The 16,273-nt window shown below is 64.2% G+C and carries 18 protein-coding genes; 9 read left to right on the top strand and 9 right to left on the bottom strand.

Annotated elements, in window-relative coordinates:
- The first annotated feature begins 40 nt into the window (after positions 1-40).
- The 5 genes from ACIQUG_RS19195 (at position 41) to ACIQUG_RS19175 (ending at position 5,585) form a co-directional block, all read left to right on the top strand.
- Positions 41-1,153 carry a sn-glycerol-3-phosphate import ATP-binding protein UgpC gene (locus tag ACIQUG_RS19195; protein WP_402323540.1) on the top strand — a complete coding sequence of 371 codons (1,113 nt, stop codon included), beginning with the start codon at positions 41-43 and terminating at the stop codon, positions 1,151-1,153.
- Entirely contained in the window at positions 1,150-2,139 is a 990-nt protein-coding gene (locus ACIQUG_RS19190; protein ID WP_402323539.1) for an endonuclease/exonuclease/phosphatase family protein, read from the top strand. Before ACIQUG_RS19195 ends, ACIQUG_RS19190 begins: the two co-directional genes overlap by 4 nt.
- Before the next feature lie 147 nt (positions 2,140-2,286).
- A complete protein-coding gene (gene gshB / locus ACIQUG_RS19185) occupies positions 2,287-3,234 on the top strand; it encodes a glutathione synthase (protein WP_112770645.1) in 948 nt (315 codons plus the stop codon).
- 215 nt (positions 3,235-3,449) lie between these two features.
- On the top strand, positions 3,450-4,982 hold the full coding sequence (locus tag ACIQUG_RS19180; protein ID WP_402323538.1) for a YifB family Mg chelatase-like AAA ATPase: 1,533 nt from the start codon (positions 3,450-3,452) through the stop codon (positions 4,980-4,982).
- Between the two features lie 114 nt (positions 4,983-5,096).
- Positions 5,097-5,585 (top strand): SRPBCC domain-containing protein, encoded by a 489-nt coding sequence (locus ACIQUG_RS19175; RefSeq protein WP_402323537.1) that lies wholly within the window; start codon positions 5,097-5,099, stop codon positions 5,583-5,585.
- A 76-nt stretch (positions 5,586-5,661) separates the two neighbouring features.
- Here ACIQUG_RS19175 and cysK read toward each other — a convergent pair whose 3' ends face one another.
- Both cysK and ACIQUG_RS19165 read right to left on the bottom strand, forming a co-directional pair.
- The gene (gene cysK, locus ACIQUG_RS19170) at positions 5,662-6,630 is read right to left on the bottom strand and encodes a cysteine synthase A (protein WP_402323536.1); all 969 of its coding nucleotides are present in this window, start codon (positions 6,628-6,630) and stop codon (positions 5,662-5,664) included.
- Between the two features lie 137 nt (positions 6,631-6,767).
- Entirely contained in the window at positions 6,768-7,385 is a 618-nt protein-coding gene (locus ACIQUG_RS19165; protein ID WP_402323535.1) for a LysE family translocator, read from the bottom strand.
- A gap of 173 nt (positions 7,386-7,558) precedes the next feature.
- Between ACIQUG_RS19165 and ACIQUG_RS19160 the strand changes: the two genes are divergently transcribed.
- On the top strand, positions 7,559-8,191 hold the full coding sequence (locus tag ACIQUG_RS19160) for a LysE family translocator (RefSeq protein WP_402323534.1): 633 nt from the start codon (positions 7,559-7,561) through the stop codon (positions 8,189-8,191).
- A 39-nt stretch (positions 8,192-8,230) separates the two neighbouring features.
- Here the strand turns inward: ACIQUG_RS19160 and ACIQUG_RS19155 are convergent, their stop codons facing one another.
- A complete protein-coding gene (locus tag ACIQUG_RS19155; protein ID WP_043615489.1) occupies positions 8,231-8,536 on the bottom strand; it encodes an NIPSNAP family protein in 306 nt (101 codons plus the stop codon).
- Positions 8,533-9,447 (bottom strand): DMT family transporter, encoded by a 915-nt coding sequence (locus tag ACIQUG_RS19150; RefSeq protein ID WP_402323533.1) that lies wholly within the window; start codon positions 9,445-9,447, stop codon positions 8,533-8,535. The genes ACIQUG_RS19155 and ACIQUG_RS19150 overlap by 4 nt, the downstream gene beginning before the upstream one ends.
- Positions 9,448-9,579: 132 nt before the next feature.
- On the opposite strand from ACIQUG_RS19150, the gene ACIQUG_RS19145 reads away from it, so the two are divergent.
- On the top strand, positions 9,580-10,017 hold the full coding sequence (locus ACIQUG_RS19145; RefSeq protein WP_402323532.1) for an Lrp/AsnC family transcriptional regulator: 438 nt from the start codon (positions 9,580-9,582) through the stop codon (positions 10,015-10,017).
- Positions 10,018-10,030: 13 nt separating this feature from the next.
- Here the strand turns inward: ACIQUG_RS19145 and dut are convergent, their stop codons facing one another.
- A complete protein-coding gene (gene dut, locus ACIQUG_RS19140; protein WP_402323531.1) occupies positions 10,031-10,504 on the bottom strand; it encodes a dUTP diphosphatase in 474 nt (157 codons plus the stop codon).
- 91 nt (positions 10,505-10,595) lie between these two features.
- Here dut and ACIQUG_RS19135 point away from each other — a divergent pair, with 91 nt between their 5' ends.
- Positions 10,596-12,179: a peptide chain release factor 3 gene (locus ACIQUG_RS19135; protein WP_402323530.1), complete on the top strand. Its 1,584-nt coding sequence runs from the start codon at positions 10,596-10,598 to the stop codon at positions 12,177-12,179.
- Between the two features lie 73 nt (positions 12,180-12,252).
- Here the strand turns inward: ACIQUG_RS19135 and ACIQUG_RS19130 are convergent, their stop codons facing one another.
- The 3 genes from ACIQUG_RS19130 to ACIQUG_RS19120 all read right to left on the bottom strand — a co-directional run bounded on the left by ACIQUG_RS19130 (position 12,253) and on the right by ACIQUG_RS19120 (position 14,804).
- Positions 12,253-12,951 (bottom strand): B3/4 domain-containing protein, encoded by a 699-nt coding sequence (locus tag ACIQUG_RS19130; RefSeq protein WP_402323529.1) that lies wholly within the window; start codon positions 12,949-12,951, stop codon positions 12,253-12,255.
- Positions 12,952-12,984: 33 nt separating this feature from the next.
- The gene (locus tag ACIQUG_RS19125; RefSeq protein ID WP_402323528.1) at positions 12,985-13,902 is read right to left on the bottom strand and encodes a DMT family transporter; all 918 of its coding nucleotides are present in this window, start codon (positions 13,900-13,902) and stop codon (positions 12,985-12,987) included.
- Positions 13,903-13,997: 95 nt separating this feature from the next.
- Entirely contained in the window at positions 13,998-14,804 is an 807-nt protein-coding gene (locus ACIQUG_RS19120; protein WP_402323527.1) for an AraC family transcriptional regulator, read from the bottom strand.
- On the opposite strand from ACIQUG_RS19120, the gene ACIQUG_RS19115 reads away from it, so the two are divergent.
- A complete protein-coding gene (locus ACIQUG_RS19115) occupies positions 14,758-15,684 on the top strand; it encodes a DUF2268 domain-containing putative Zn-dependent protease (protein ID WP_402323526.1) in 927 nt (308 codons plus the stop codon). The two genes, ACIQUG_RS19120 and ACIQUG_RS19115, sit on opposite strands and share 47 nt — an antisense overlap.
- Before the next feature lie 18 nt (positions 15,685-15,702).
- Here the strand turns inward: ACIQUG_RS19115 and ACIQUG_RS19110 are convergent, their stop codons facing one another.
- Positions 15,703-16,122 carry a GFA family protein gene (locus tag ACIQUG_RS19110; RefSeq protein WP_402323525.1) on the bottom strand — a complete coding sequence of 140 codons (420 nt, stop codon included), beginning with the start codon at positions 16,120-16,122 and terminating at the stop codon, positions 15,703-15,705.
- Positions 16,123-16,273 lie beyond the last annotated feature (151 nt).

The following is a 16,273-nucleotide window of genomic DNA, read 5'->3' as shown; positions in this document are numbered from 1 at the left end:
CGCCCGCTCCTGAAACGACACCAATTTTACGGAGGCAGCCATGGCGGCCATTACTATCGCCGAGGTCTCGAAGATCTATCACGGCAATGTCGAGGCGGTGAAATCCGTCTCGATCGACATCGAGGACGGCGAATTCATCGTGCTGGTCGGCCCGTCCGGCTGCGGCAAGTCCACGCTCTTGCGCATGGTTGCCGGCCTTGAAACGATATCCAAGGGCACGGTGACGATCGGCTCGCGCGTCATCAACGACGTCGATCCGGCCGAGCGCGACATCGCCATGGTCTTCCAGAACTACGCGCTCTATCCGCACATGACCGTCTACGAAAACCTCGCCTACGGCCTGAAGAACCGCAAGACGCCGAAGGCGGAGATCGACGCCCGCGTCGCCGAAGCCGCGCGCATGCTGGAAATCGAGCCCTATCTCTCCCGCAAGCCCCGCGCGCTCTCGGGCGGCCAGCGCCAGCGCGTCGCCATGGGCCGCGCCATCGTGCGCAAACCGGCGGCCTTCCTCTTCGACGAGCCGCTCTCCAACCTCGATGCCAAGCTGCGCGTGTCTATGCGCGGCGAGATCAAGCGCTTGCAGAAACGCCTCGGCACGACCTCGCTCTACGTCACCCATGACCAGCTCGAAGCTATGACGCTTGCCGACCGGCTGGTGGTTCTGAACGGCGGCCGCATCGAACAGATCGGCCGGCCGCTCGACGTCTATCACCGCCCGGCCTCGACCTTCGTCGCGAGTTTCATTGGCTCGCCGGCTATGAACCTGATCAAGGGGCACATCGATGGCGGCAGCTTGCAGATCGGTCTCTACAGGATAGACCTCGCCGGCCGCGCGCCGGTGGAGGGTGCCGTCACCGTCGGCTTGCGCGCCGAGGATCTCCGGCTTGCGGGCGTCGGCGAGGACGCCATGCTGTTTCAGGTCGACTATGTCGAGGAACTGGGCGCGCAGCGGCTCGTGCATGGCACCATCGAGGGCCAGGCGCTGACCATCGCGCTGTCTCCGGAAACGCCGCTGTCGGGCGATCTCGCGGTGACCATCGCGGTCGACCGCCTGCACTTCTTCTCGCCCGAGACCGGAAAGCGGCTGGAGCGCGGCACGTCGTTTGCCAATGAAGCCCCGGCGCAGACCCTTCGCCTGGAGACCGCATCGTGATTTTCGAAACCGTCGAGCAACTTGCCGTTCCCTCGCTTGAAACCCGCGCCAGCTTTGCCGAGATCGTTCGCACCATCGCCGCCCATGACGCCGCCATGGCTGCCCGGCCGGAGATGAACAGCGTCGAGGTCGGTGGTGCGCCGTCCTCCGAGACGTCGCTCGCCTTTCCGTTCACCGTCTCTGCCTGGAACCTGGAACGCTGCCTGTTTGCGCCGGAAAGTGCTGCACATCTGGCCGAAACGGGCGCGCCGGTCGTCCTGCTTTCGGAAATGGACAACGGCATGGCCCGCACCGGCCAGCGTCATCCGACCGCCGAAGTCGCCGATATGCTCGGCATGCAATACGCCTATGGCATCGAGTTCATCGAGCTTGGCCTCGGCTCCGACACCGAGCGCGAATTCTGCGAGGACGATTTCAACGCCAAGGGTTTCCATGGCAATGCGTTGATGGCATCCGTACCGCTCAGTCGACCCTTCATGCTGCGCCTCTGGGGTGAACGCCTGTGGTTCACCGATGGCGAGCAGCCGCGCCTTGGCGAACGTATGGCGATCGGCGCCGTCATTGAGACCGAGGCCGGTCCCTTCGTCGCCGTCTCCACCCATCTCGAAAGCGCAACGACCGCCGTCTATCGCGAGCGCCAGGTCAAGGAATTGATCGATGCCCTCGACGAGACTTTCCCGGGCCTGCCGCTGCTGATCGGCGGGGACCTCAACACCGGCAACCATGCCGGCGGCGACTTCGAGGCCGAAGGCCTCTTTGCCATCAGTGCCGCACGCGGCTTTACCCGCCACGGCGGCTCGCTCGACATCATGACCACACGGCCGAGCCTCATCACCCGCTGGCCGGAACGGGCGATGAAGCTCGACTGGTTCCTGTCGCGCGGTCTGAAAATTGGCGAGACCCGCATCATCCCGTCGCTCGACGAAACCGGCCGGCCGCTTTCGGACCACGATCTCATCACCTGCGTCGTCGAAGGCTTCGAATAGGCCCGGCTCTCCTTGCCTAAGGCCCGCCCGCATTCTACATGTCGAGGGCTTTACCAGTGCGGCAGGGGGCAGCGGTTTTCCCGTCCTCTTCCGTTCCGGTAGTTTGAAATCGATCACGGCTGTCCGTGATCCATGAGGGATGGGTAGATGGCGAAAATCGTCAATGTCGGGGTCCAGATGGACCATGTGTCGGGCATCAACATTGCGGGGGATTCCACCTTCGCCATGAGCCTCGAGGCACAGTCGCGCGGCTATCGCCTTTTCCACTACACGCCCGAAAAGCTGTCGCTGCGCGACGGCAAGGTCTATGCGAGCGTGCAGCCGATGACGCTGCGCGACGTCAAGGGTGACCACTTCACGCTTGGCGAAGCCGAGCGCGTCGATCTCTCGACCATGGACGTCATCTTGCTCCGCCAGGACCCGCCCTTCGACATGGCCTACATCACCTCGACGCATCTTCTGGAACGCCTGCATCCGAAGACGCTCGTTGTCAACGACCCCGCCTGGGTGCGCAATTCGCCGGAGAAGATCTTCGTCACCGAATTCGCCGACCTGATGCCGAAGACGCTGATCACCCGCGATCCCGCCGAAATCGCCAGCTTCCGCCAGGAAATGGGCGATATAATCCTGAAGCCACTCTACGGCAACGGCGGCGCCGGGGTCTTCCACTCGACCCGCGACGACCGCAACATGTCGTCTCTCCTGGAAATGTTCGGGCAGATGTTCCGCGAGCCCTTCATCGCCCAGGAATACCTGCCGGCCGTGCGCAAGGGCGACAAGCGCATCCTGCTCGTCGATGGAGAGCCGGTGGGCGCCATCAACCGCGTTCCGGCGGACCATGACGCCCGCTCCAACATGCATGCCGGCGGCCGCCCGGAGCCAACCGAACTGACGGCGCGCGAGAAGGAAATCTGCGCGCGCATCGCGCCGGCACTCAAGGAGCGCGGTTTCCTCTTCGTCGGCATCGACGTTATCGGCGACTACATGACCGAGATCAACGTGACCTCGCCGACCGGCATCCGCGAAGTCAAGAAGTTCGGCGGCGCCGATGTCGCCAGTCTTCTCTGGGACGCGATCGAACGCAAGCGCGCCTGATCAATACCTCGGCCGACGATCCATCTCGGGTCGATGGCGCTGCCGCGGGCTTCCGCCCGCGGCCGTTTGCTGGAACGCCCTTGCCGGTGCGTCCACCTCTTTCAGATGTTCTGTTATTGTTCTTGTTTTTGTGCGTGATCCGTGCAAGGCTTCTGCCTGCAACCCTGGGCGGTTGCGGCGCCCGATAGCCGGGCTGCCTGGGCGAGGGGGCAAGCATGGTCGCGCGCGTCAGCACGGTGGCATTTCAGGGTATCGAGGGGTTGCCTGTTGACGTGCAGGTGATGGTTGCGCCCGGCAAGGTCGGCATGCAGATCGTCGGCCTGCCGGACAAGGCAGTCGCCGAAAGCCGCGAGCGGGTACAGGCCGCGTTGCATGCGTCTGGTCTCGCCCTGCCGGCCAAGCGGGTCACCGTCAATCTCGCGCCCGCCGATCTGCCGAAGGAAGGCAGCCATTTCGACCTCGCCATCGCACTCGGGCTGATGGCAGCCCTCGGCGCCATCCCCGGCGACGCGCTGGCGCCTTATGTGGTCATCGGCGAACTCAATCTCGATGGCACCATTGCCGCCGTTGCCGGGGCGCTTCCCGCCGCGATCGGCGCCAACGCGCTCGGTAAGGGGCTGATCTGCCCGGCCGAAAGCGGACCAGAGGCGGCCTGGGCCGGCGCCGAGATCGATATCCTTGCGCCGCGCAGCTTGATCGCGATCGCCAATCATTTCCGCGGCACGCAGGTGCTTTCTCGGCCTGAAGCCGCCATCCGCTCGGGCGCATCTAATCTGCCCGATCTCGCCGACATCAAGGGACAGGAGAGCGCCAAGCGGGCGCTCGAGGTGGCTGCTGCCGGCAACCACAATCTCTTGATGGTCGGCCCGCCCGGATCGGGCAAGTCGATGCTTGCTGCCCGCCTGCCGTCGATCCTGCCGCCGCTCAATCCGGCCGAATTGCTCGAAGTGTCGATGATCCACTCGATCGCCGGGCAGTTGCCGGGCGGCAAGCTTTCGGACCGACGGCCGTTCCGCACGCCGCACCATTCCGCCACCATGGCCGCGATGGTTGGTGGCGGCCTTCGCGCCAAGCCCGGCGAGGCGTCGCTCGCCCATAACGGCGTGCTGTTTCTCGACGAGTTTCCGGAATTCACGCCGCAGGTACTCGATGCGCTGCGCCAGCCGCTCGAAACGGCCGAATGCATCATCGCCCGCGCCAATCACCGGGTGAGCTATCCCGCCGCGATCCAGCTTGTCGCCGCCATGAACCCCTGCCGCTGCGGCATGGCCGGCGAGCCGGGCCGTAGCTGCGCCCGCGGCCCGCGCTGTATGTCCGACTACCAGGCGCGCATCTCCGGCCCGCTGATGGACCGCATCGATATCCGCATCGACGTGCCGGCCGTCAGCGCCGCTGATCTCCTGAAGCCGGCGGCCGCCGAAAGCAGCGAGGTCGTCGCCCGTCGCGTCGCCCGCGCCCGCGCCATGCAGATCGACCGCTTTGCCGCCCTCGGCCATGCGGAGCTGACCAGCAATGCGCGCGCATCGACCTCGCTGATCGAGAAGATTGCGGCACCCGATGCGGCCGGGCTGCAGCTTCTCAGGGACGCTGCCGAAAAGATGAAGTTCTCCGCCCGTGGCTACCACCGTGTGCTGAAGGTCGCCCGCACGCTCGCCGATCTCGATGGCGCAGTAACCGTCGGCCGCATTCATCTCGCCGAGGCGATTTCCTATCGCATTGCCGGCGAGCGGCTGCAGGCGGCTGCCTGACGAGGGCAGACAAGACTGTGGATGCCCAGCTCTCGCCGTCTCGGGCACGCATGATGCTGGAAGCGGATCGTCCAAGCTTTCTTGAAGCAGCTTGGCCGGCGAGGAGTGAACTGGATGACGGATACTCCAACGGGCAGAAGAACCGATCGCGCCGAATGTCTGATCCAGGCGTCGCCGTCGGCGGTCTATGCCGCGATCATTGATCCCGTTGCCGTGGCGGTCTGGTTGCCGACCGAGGGCATGAAGGGGCAGGTGCATGCCTTTGAGCCGCACGTCGGCGGCGCGTTCCACATGGAGTTGATCTACGAGGCGCCGGACGACAGGACGCAGGGTAAGAGTTCGGAGGATGCCGACATCGTTTCCGGTCGCTTCGTCGTGTTGGAGCCGGATCGGTGCGTGGTGCAGGAGACGGAGTTTCAATCCGACGATCCGGCTTTTGCCGGGACGATGCGGATCACCTGGGCGCTGGAGCCGGTTGCAGATGGCACCCGCGTCAGCGTCACCTGCGAAAACGTGCCGGAGGGCATTTCGAAGGAAGATCACGACGCCGGCCTGCGCTCGACGCTTGCCAATCTTGCAGGCTTCACGGAGCAGGCTGGCTGAAGCGGAACCACGCATCAACGACGAACAAAAAGGGCGCCCGTGGCGCCCTTTCCAATTGTAAGTGATGCCAGCCCGATCAGCCGCCCAGGCCCTCGAACAGCACCGTCGAAAGGTAGCGTTCGGCAAAGGACGGGATGATGACGACGATGGTCTTGCCGGCGTTTTCCTCGCGCTGGCCGATCTCGATCGCGGCGGTGAGTGCGGCGCCCGCGGAAATGCCGACCGGCACGCCTTCGAGCTTGGCGACCAGGCGTGCCAATTCGATCGCTTCCGCGCTGTTGACGGTGACGATCTCGTCATAGACCGTGGTGTCGAGGATCGCCGGGGCAAAGCCTGCGCCGATGCCCTGGATCTTGTGCGGGCCGGGGGCGCCACCCGACAGGACCGGGGATTCTTCCGGCTCGACGGCGATCACCTTGATCGAGGGCTTGCGCGCCTTCAGCACCTGGCCGGCGCCGGTAATCGTGCCACCGGTGCCGATGCCGGAGACGAAGATGTCGACCGCGCCGTCCGTGTCGTTCCAGATTTCCTCGGCCGTCGTCTTGCGGTGGATTTCCGGATTGGCCGGGTTTTCGAACTGCTGCGGAATGATGGCGTCCGGCAGCGTCTCGACCAGTTCCTGCGCCTTGGCGATCGCGCCCTTCATGCCCTTGGCGCCTTCGGTCAGCACCAGCTCGGCGCCGAGCAGCGCCAGCATCTTGCGCCGCTCGACCGACATGGTCTCCGGCATCGTCAGGATCAGCTTGTAGCCTTTGGCGGCCGCGACGAAGGCGAGCGCGATGCCGGTGTTGCCGGAGGTCGGCTCCACCAGCGTCGTGCGGCCGGGCGTAATCTTGCCCTGCGCTTCCAGGCTCTCGATCATCGCCACGCCGATACGGTCCTTGACCGAGGCGATCGGGTTGAAGAATTCGAGCTTGGCCAGCAGGTTCGCCTTGACGCCCTTTTCCTTGGCAAGCTTGTCCAGCCGCACGATGGGCGTGTCGCCGATCGTTTCCGTGATCGAGGAGTAGACGCGGCCGCGGCCGGGCTTGCGTGTGTCGGACATGGGTTTCTCCCTTGGGCGTGAAGTGTCGTGCTACGAGAATAGGAACAATGGGCGCGCAATTCCAGAACGACAAACACCGCGCGGCGATCCGCCGAAGGAAAAACCACCGGCGAAGTCGTTGTTCGGGAAAAGTTTTTTCAGTTGGCGCGAACGGCGATATAAGCCGCCGTCCCGGCAAGCACGCTGGCGGCAACCCGGTTCAGAGCTTTCAGGGCCTTCGGTTGCTTGAGCAACTGACGCGCACGCGAGGCGAGCAGCATATAGGGCACGAGCACGCTTAGGAGCACCAGGAAGGTGGCGGTCAGCAGCAGGCCGTAATCGCCGGGGCCGATCGCCCTGATGTCGATCAGCGTCGGCACGAGCGCCACGTAAAACAGCATTGTCTTCGGATTGCCGAGCGTGATCAGCAGGCCGGACAGGAAGGACATGGCCGCACTCGTCGACGGCTTTGCCTTGATGTCCTCGGGCAGCAGCCCCGCGCTCCAGAGCTTCCAGGCGATGTAAGCGAGATAGAGAACTCCGGCAAACTTCACCACCAGGAAGGCTGTGGTGAAGGTCTGGGCGATCAGCGCGAGCCCGAGGATAACGGCCGTCAGATAGATCATGTCGCCAAGCGCGATGCCGAGGCCCATGAAGAAGGTTTCGCGGAAACCGGAGCCGAGCGCGCGCGCAACCAGCGCCGTCACGCCGGGGCCGGGGATGGCAGCGGCGATGAAGAGCGCGCCGCTATAGGCGATGAGGGCCGCGAGCGTCATGGAACGTCCTTGCGAAGAAGATGCCGATATCTACCGCAAGCGACCGAAAAAGGAAATCACCGAACTGCGATCGGCGGCGTCCGCTGACGAAATTGACCGGGTGACAAGTCTGCCGTTGTCCGCTGCAGCGAAATGCGTAGAGCTTGCTGAAAACGAGCGAAAGGCGCCTCTCCATGCCCGAGTTGAAGGATATAATCGGCTTTGCCCTCCTGGCCCTTGGCATGGTGCTGACGCCGGGGCCGAACATGATCTATCTGATCTCGCGCTCGATCAGCCAGGGGCCTGGCGCCGGCTTGATCTCGCTCGGCGGGGTGGCGCTCGGCTTCGTCGTCTACATGGTCTCGGCGGCACTCGGGATCACCGCGCTGCTCCTGGCCGTGCCCTTCGCCTATGATGCGCTTCGCATCGCCGGTGCGGCCTACCTTTTCTATCTCGCCTGGCAGGCTGTTAGGCCCGGCGGACGCTCGCCCTTTCAGGTCAAGAACCTGCCCAAGGACGGACCGAAGAAGCTGTTCGTCATGGGTTTCCTGACGAGCCTGCTCAATCCCAAGGTGGCGGTGCTCTATCTCTCGCTGCTGCCGCAGTTCATCCGGCCGGAGCTCGGCAACGTGCTCGGGCAATCGCTGGTCTTCGGCTCGATCCAGATCGCGACCAGCGTGACCGTCAACGCCATGATCGCGCTCGCCGCCAGCGGTATCGCCGCCTTCCTTGCCGGGCGGCCGTTGTTCATGGTGGTGCAGCGCTGGGCGATGGGCACGGCGCTGTTCGGCTTCGCGCTGAGCATGGCCTCGGAAGCGCGGCGCTAACGCGCGCTTGCCGATGCGTTCTTCAATCCCGGAGCGGGCTTACTCGAAAACCGGCCGCATGAAGCTGCGTTCGTAGCTGAGGATGCAGCGCGTCTTCTCGGCATAGGCGAAGGCGTCCTGGCATTCGGGATCCGCGGCCATTTCCTTGCGGTAGGCCTCGTAGGCGGCCAGGCTCGGAAAGCTGAAGAGCGCCAACGCAATATTGTTCGCCCCCTCGTGCGGCAGGAAGTAGCCGTGATGCGTGCCGCCCAGCCGATTGACGAGCGGGATCCAGAGCTTGGCGTAGTGCTCGAACTCGGCCGCCTTGTAAGGGTCGATAACGTATTTCAGGTAGCAGGTGATCATGCGGTTCTCCCTTCGCGTTCCCGCTTGATAGAAGAGGGAAGGCGAAGTTTCCAGCCAAGAGTCATGCCGGCGGCGGCAACAAGGATCGCGACCGAGCCAGCGATCTGGATCGGCTGCAGCTGGTGCCCGAAGGCGAAGCGGTCGACGACGATCGCGGCGATCGGATAGATGAAGGAAAGCGCGCCGGTCACATGTGTCGGCAGCCGCTGGATCGCGCCGTAGAGCAGCACATACATCAGCCCGGTGTGGATGATGCCGAGGGTCAGGACGATCGACCATTGCGTTGCGCCTGACGGGGCGGGTGCGGCAAGCGCCATCGGCGCCAGCATCACGGTGCCGGTGATTACCTGGATCAGCGCGATCAGATGCGGCGGCGTGCCCTTGAGCAGCTTGGTCGCAATTGCTGCGATCGCGTAGAAGAAGGCAGCGCCGATCGAAAGGGCAACGCCGATCAGATAATCTTCGGGCGCGAAGCCCTGGCCGGGCTTGGCCGAAATGATCGCGAGCATGCCGGCGAACGACACCAGGAGCCAGAAGATCTTTGTGACAGTGATCTTCTCGCCGAGGAACACGGCGCCGAGCCCCAAGAGCATGAAGGGCTGGGTGTTGTAGACCATGGTCGCGATCGAGATCGATGCGTGGGAATAGGCGGCGAACAGCAGCAGCCAGTTGACGACGATGGCGATACCGCCGACGACCGACAGCAGCAGCATCCGCCGGCTGAAGTGACGACGGTCGAGAAGTCCGAGCGCCCAGGCGATGGCAACGAGTGTCACGGCCCCGAAGACGCAGCGCCAGAACACCACGCTCGTCACCGGCTGCCCCGACATCAGCACGAACCAGCCGATGGTACCGGAGATCAGCATTGCTGCCGTCATCTCGATACTGCCGCGTTTGAGTTCGGTATTCATGGTCGCTGCTCTCCTATTGGTGATCGGAGAATAGCCGGTACTCATGGCCTTTCCCATGGATGAACGAAGGCAATTGCGCTATATTGCCTAATTATCGAAGTTCTGATTGTTGTTGTGACTTATGGTGTCGTAATGCTGGACGAGATGGACCGACGTATCCTCGACATACTGGCAGCCAATGCCCGGGTGTCGCTGAAGGAGTTGGCGCAAGAGGCGGGGCTCTCATCGCCGAGCGCGGCCGACCGGCTGCGCAAGCTGGAAGAGCGCGGCGTCCTCGACGGTTTCACCATCGCCCTCAACCCCGCCAAGGTCGGCTACCCGCTGCAGGCGGTCATCCGCGTGCGGCCGATGCCGGGCATGCTGCACATCGTCGAGCGGCTGATCCAGGAAACGCCGGAATTCGTCGAATGCGACAAGGTCACCGGCGACGATTGCTTCATCGCCAAGCTCTACGTGCGTGACATGGCGCAGCTCGACACGATCCTCGACCGGATCGCCGAGAAGGCGCAGACCAACACCTCGATCGTCAAGTCGACGCCGGTCAAGCGCCGCCTGCCGCCGCTCCTTTAATGGGAAATCTGTCTTAAACGCCGGTCGAGCCGAAGCCGCCGGCGCCGCGTGCCGTCTCGCTTGCCCCGTCGGCCTCGCGAACCGTGACCTGCGTGACCGGTGCGATCACCATCTGGGCGATGCGCATGCCGCGCTCGATGATGAATTCCTCGTCACCGAGATTGACCAGCAGCACCTTCACTTCGCCGCGATAGTCGCTGTCGATCGTGCCGGGCGTGTTGAGGCAGGTGATGCCGTGCTTGAAGGCAAGGCCAGAGCGCGGGCGGATCTGCGCCTCGTAGCCGGCGGGCACTTCGAAGATGAAGCCGGTCGGAACGAGGGCGCGCTTGCCGGGGTTCAGCATCAGGGGCCGATCGGCGGCAACGCCTGCGCGCAAATCCATGCCGGCAGCGCCTGCGGTCTCGTAGGCCGGAAGCTCCAGGCCTTCGCCGTGCGGCAGGCGAACGAGGTTGAGGGTCGGGCGGGATAGGGGCGTGTGCGTGCTCATGCCCGCATAAGCCGGGCCACGGGCGCCTCGGTCAATTGCATAATCGGGGCCGAGCCTGTAAAGGACGCGGCAACTCACAGGATTTTACGATATGGCTGAAACTCTCGCCGAGGCGGTCTCCCGCCGCCGCACATTTGCGATTATCGCCCACCCGGACGCCGGTAAGACCACGCTCACGGAAAAGTTGCTGCTGTTCGGCGGTGCCATCCAGCTCGCCGGTGAGGTCAAGGCCAAGAAGGACCGCATCCAGACCCGTTCGGACTGGATGAAGATCGAGCGCGAGCGCGGCATCTCGGTCGTCACCTCGGTGATGACCTTCGAGTATGGCGGCAACGTCTTCAACATTCTCGATACGCCCGGTCACGAAGACTTCGCCGACGACACCTACCGCACGCTGACGGCGGTGGATGCGGCCGTCATGGTCATCGACGCCGCCAAGGGTATCGAGCCGCGTACGCTGAAGCTCTTCGAAGTCTGCCGCATGCGCGACATCCCGATCATCACCTTCGTCAACAAGATGGACCGCGAGAGCCGCGATCCCTTCGAGATCCTGGACGAGGTCGAGGAAAAGCTGGCGCTCGACTGCGCGCCGGTGACCTGGCCGATCGGGCGCTCCAAGACCTTCTGCGGCTCCTACAATCTCGCCGACAACACCGTGCGCGGGTCCGACACGCAGGAAATCCCGACCAAGGTCAACGGTCCGGAAATGGCCTCCCATCGCCTGCCGGAAAACGAGCGCGATGCCTTCACCGAAGAGCTGATGCTGGCGATCGAGGCGTGCAAGCCCTTCGACAAGAAGGCCTTCCTCGAAGGTCACCTGACCCCGGTCTTCTTCGGCTCGGCGCTGCGCAACTTCGGTGTGCGCGATCTCATCAACGCGCTCGGCCACATCGCGCCGCCGCCGCGCGACCAGGTGGCGGATGTCCGCACGGTGCATGCCACCGACGACAAGATGACGGCCTTCGTCTTCAAGATCCAGGCCAACATGGACCCGAACCATCGCGACCGCATCGCCTTTGCCCGCGTCTGCTCCGGCAAGCTGGAGCGCGGCATGAAGGCGCGGCTGTCGCGCACCGGCAAGCAGCTCGGCCTCAGCGCCCCGCAGTTCTTCTTCGCCTCGCAGCGCCAGCTCGCCGACACAGCTTACGCCGGCGACGTCGTTGGTATCCCGAACCATGGCACGCTTCGTATCGGCGACACGCTGACCGAAGGCGAACCGCTGGTGTTCCAGGGCGTGCCGAACTTCTCGCCGGAAATCCTGCGCCGCGTGCGCTTGGAAGATGCGATGAAGGCCAAGAAGCTGAAGGAAGCGCTGCAGCAGATGGCGGAAGAGGGCGTCGTGCAGCTCTTCTCGCCGGAAGACGGTTCTCCGGCGATCGTCGGTGTCGTCGGTGCGCTGCAGCTCGACGTGTTGAAGGAGCGCCTCAGCGCCGAATACGGCCTGCCGGTCTCCTTCGAAATGTCGCGCTTCTCGGTCTGCCGCTGGATCTCGTCCGACCAGCCTGCCGAACTCGACAAGTTTGTCACGGCCCGCCGCGGCGACATCGCCCGCGATCTCGACGGCGACCCTGTGTTTTTGGCGCAGGACAGCTTCTCGCTGCGCTACGAGGCCGAGCGTTACCCGGCGATCAAGATGGTCGCGATCAAGGAATATCACGTCGCCAAGGCGGCCTGATTGTTTGCGTCCGGCCGATGCCAAGGCATCGGCCGGTCTCTCGGCGCTCAGGCGCCGTGTCCGAACGAAATCCCTAAACCGAAAAATCGAAACGCGGCGACCAACGATCGAGCATGGCCACGCTTGGACGAGCGCCCCAGCTCTGTTCGATGGCCGGCGAAAGTACTGTGAGCAGGCGGTCGATGTCCTCACGTGCCGTCTCTTGCAGCGCCTCCGCCACGATCAGCGCTCGCGTGGTCTCAGGTCGTATCGCCGAAAGGCCGCTCTGCCGGTTGGTCCAGCGTCGGGCATGCGCCCGCCCCTCGGCATCAGTGAAGACCACTTCGGCTGGATCCGGATTTTCCGTTTCTCCTGAGAACGTCAGATAATGCTCGTTGCCGGATGCCCGGCAGACATGCAGATGGCCGGCAACCTGCGCTAGATCGAAGACCGCGATCGGTATGGCGAAGGCGAGCGACGCGGCGTTGCAGAGATCGATCAGCGGGTGGATCGAAGGCAGGTCGCCTTCCTTGCGGAAGCGGCGGAGCAAGGCTTCGGACGCCGAGCGATACTGCGTCGGCTTCAATCCCATCTTGGCAAAGGTCCGGCGCCAGGCCTGGATCTCGGGCAGGTCGCTTTCCGAACCTGAACCGAGACGATCGTTTGCGATCGCCTGGAACTGGCGAACATGGTCCTCGACCGAGACGCCGCCACTGATGCCATCGATGAAAAGCGCGCCGGCGCTCAGCTCCGGGAAATCGCGCCAGATGTCGTCTGCGTGCTGGAAGTGCATGGAAGTCCTCGAATTGGGTGCGTTCATTCTGGTTCAGGCCTTTGCGGTCGGAAGGGCGCGAGCTGTCCTTCGGCCAGCGAGGATCTGGGGCAGGGTCAGGCCGAGGACGGCGGCGAGCACACAGCCGATCCCAAGCAATTGTGGGACGCCGACCGGCTCGCCGAGCAAGAGAAAGGCGAAGGCGACAGCTGAAACGGGCGCCAGCGCGGTGAAGACGGAAGCCTCGGTGCCGCTCACTTTGGCCGCCCCCGCATACCAGAGCAAGAACCCGGCAACGGTCGGGATGAGGGCGTAGTAGAGAACCGCAACGATTGCGTCCCTGTCGATCGCGGACGTTGCATGCGTCTCGAAGAGTGCCGGGATGACGGCGACCACGAAGCCGAGGCCGGCCATCAGCGTCGAAAGCGCGAGCGGCGAGATCTCCGTCTTCACGCGCTTGTTGAGAAGGATGAAAAGGCCCTCGCAGATGACGGCGCCGAAGATGAGGGCGATGCCGAGCGGCGAATGGGTCCCGCCTTCACCGGGCTTGAAGACGATGGTGAGCACGCCGGCTGCGGCAAGCGCGATCGCCGCGAGTACTTTGCGGTCCGGGCGCTCGCCGAGAAGAAGGATGGCGATGGCGGCGGAGACCACCGGCAGGGTGCCGATCACCACGCCCGCATCGGTTGCCGACGTCAGGCTCAGGCCGGCGATCAAGAGCGTCGTATAGCCGACGCTGCCGGCGCCCGCCTGGGCAATGAGGAGAAGCCAGTCGCGGCCTTTCAGTTTCGGCCATGACGTCCTAGTGAGCCACATCAACAGCAGGAAGAGCGGGAAGGCGACGGCAAAGCGCAGCGCGGTGGCCGTGAACGGTGGCAGGCCCGCTGCGATGATCTTGCTGGCGATGACCGTGCTGCCGACGAGGATCATCGCCAGCGACAGATAGAGATAGCCTTGAAATTTTCCCGACACGCCCGTTCTCCGTTGCTACGCCACGCTTGTCGCTGCGCGGCCGGTGCAGCAATGCGCCCGGGGGAGGGCTCTGGTCTTGAACGGAATTGCGGGTGCTACTTTTTGGCCTCGGCATAAATGCCGGGCGAGAGGCCATACTTGCTGACGAAGACGCGGGTCATGTGGCTCTGGTCGGCAAAGCCGGCCGTAAACGCAGCCTCTGCCAGCGGCATGCCTCCACCGATCAGGCGGCGAGCGAGATCGATCCGGCGCTGGACGATATAGGCATGTGGCGTCAGGCCGACCGCGCTTGCGAAATTGCGCACCAGCTGAAACCGGCTGAGCCCGGCTTCAGCGGCGAGATCGGCAAGCGTGATCGCGGCCGTCGGGTCGTCGTCGATCATCGTCTTTGCCGCCGTGACTGTTGCCGGCTTCTCACCCTGGTGTCGCTTGCCGGTGGCAAGAACGCCTGCCAGCAGCATGAGGAGCTGTTCTTCATGCCGGATGGCGTCGGCCCTGGCCGTTGGGTCGGTGATGGCCGCAAACAGCGCCCGAAATTGATCTGCCACCTCCCGGTCGTGAAAGGCGGGGGCAGTGAACTCGCCGGAATCCGCGCGGCCCTGGCTGATATCCTCGGCGGCAGCGGCGATGACGGATGGATCGAAATAGAGCATGCGCCAGGCGCGGCCGGCATCGCCGATCGGCATGCCGTCATGCACTTCGCCAGGGTTGACGGTGATCATGTCGCCGGCGCCGGCTTCGACCATGCCACGGCCACTGAGCGACTTCTGCGCGCCCTCATAGATGAGACCGATGCCGAACTGGTCGTGGGTGTGACGGGCGAAGGACTGGCGCGTTTCGGCCTCGACCGCGTCTATGCCCGCGGCCGCGCTACGCAGCATCCTGATCTTGCCCTTCGCCATCTCGCGCGCCTGCTCCGGTCTCCAGTCTCGTCTTGTACACCGCAGGGCCGCCTCCGGCCATCGCAATGACGCGTCCTCGGGCTCACATCCGCGGCTAACGGAAACTTTCATCTTTTCGACGTTGCAATCACCGGCCGCATCCTTACGTTGCGATCCCAAGCGGCGCGAAAGGGAGATGATCGAAATGCTGGATCTGCGTGTTCACTTCCTCGAAGCGGACGGATCTCTGGCGCCGTGGCGCGAACGGATACTGGAGTCCGTGCGCGAGACCGCCGAGCGGATCGGCGCGGAGGTTTCTGCCTCAGACAGCGCCGCACCCATCGATGTCCTCGTCGAGCATCGTGCGGGCGAGACGATTCCCGAACTCGGTGTTGCGGGCGCCTGCTATCGCCGGGCGCTGGTCTTCTTCACGGTCGATCCCGGCAACGAGAATTTCGAGGCGAGCCTTGCTGCGGGAGAAGTGCGCAAATTGCTGACGCACGAGCTGCATCATTCCTTCCGCCACGGCGCTTGCGGTTATGGTTCCAAGCTCGGCGAAGCTTTGGTCAGCGAGGGGCTGGCCGATGCCTTCGATGCCGAGATCAACGGCGGCGACGGCCACGCGTGGAATCATGCGCTCAAAGCTGCAGACTGGGAAGGCTTGTTGGAGCGCGCCGAGCGAGAGCTTTGGGCCGAGACTTATGATCACGCGGGCTGGTTTTTCGGAACCGATCGCTCGCTACCGCGCTGGGCCGGCTACACGATCGGCTATCACCTGGTGAAGACCTATCTGGCGGCGAACCCGGATGCGCGCCCGTCGCAGATGACGGCAACGCCCGCATCGGTGGTGATCGGCGAGGCCTGGGCACCGCTCAAGGAACGCCTGCTCGTTGCGGCATGATGGTTTCGTTCGAGACGACTAGGTGTGAGGCGGCTCGTCGCGATCACGCCCCGGCAGCTTCCTGACGTCGCCGATCCAGGGCAGCGCGGAGGTGCACCAGATCTGCGAACGCGGCCTGAGCTGCCGGCGCTGGTTGATCGTTCCCACCCGGATGCCGACCTCCAGTGCGTCCTCGTCCGTGCCGGTCGTATAGACCGGAGAGCCGCAGTTGGGGCAGAAGAACTGCAGCCGCTGCCGGCCGTTTGCGCCGATCTTCACATAGAGCTTCGGCTCGCCGCCGGTCAGCCGGAAGTTCTCCCGCTCTGTGCCGGCGGTGACGCGGTAGGCCGATCCCGTGAGTTGCTGGCAATCGGTGCAATGGCAGATGCCGACATCGGCCGGATCGATCTCCGCCTCGTAGGTCACGAAGCCGCAATGGCATTGCCCGTCGATGTGCATGAAGCCCTCCCTGAAAGCGGGAAAGCTAGGGCGGAGCCGCAAAAAGTGTATGCCGTTCTCATCCGCCCCTAAGCCTTAGCGAGTGTTGGGGCGCGACTGTTGCGACGCTTCGTTCCGCCTTTGTGGCGTAGGGAGGAAGCGCGATGGTGCA

This window comes from Ensifer sp. NPDC090286 (assembly GCF_044769565.1).
In the GTDB taxonomy this organism is placed as follows: Bacteria; Pseudomonadota; Alphaproteobacteria; order Rhizobiales; family Rhizobiaceae; genus Ensifer.
The sequence above is the reverse complement of the archived record's forward strand: the minus strand, read 5'-3'. Positions and strand labels throughout refer to the sequence as shown.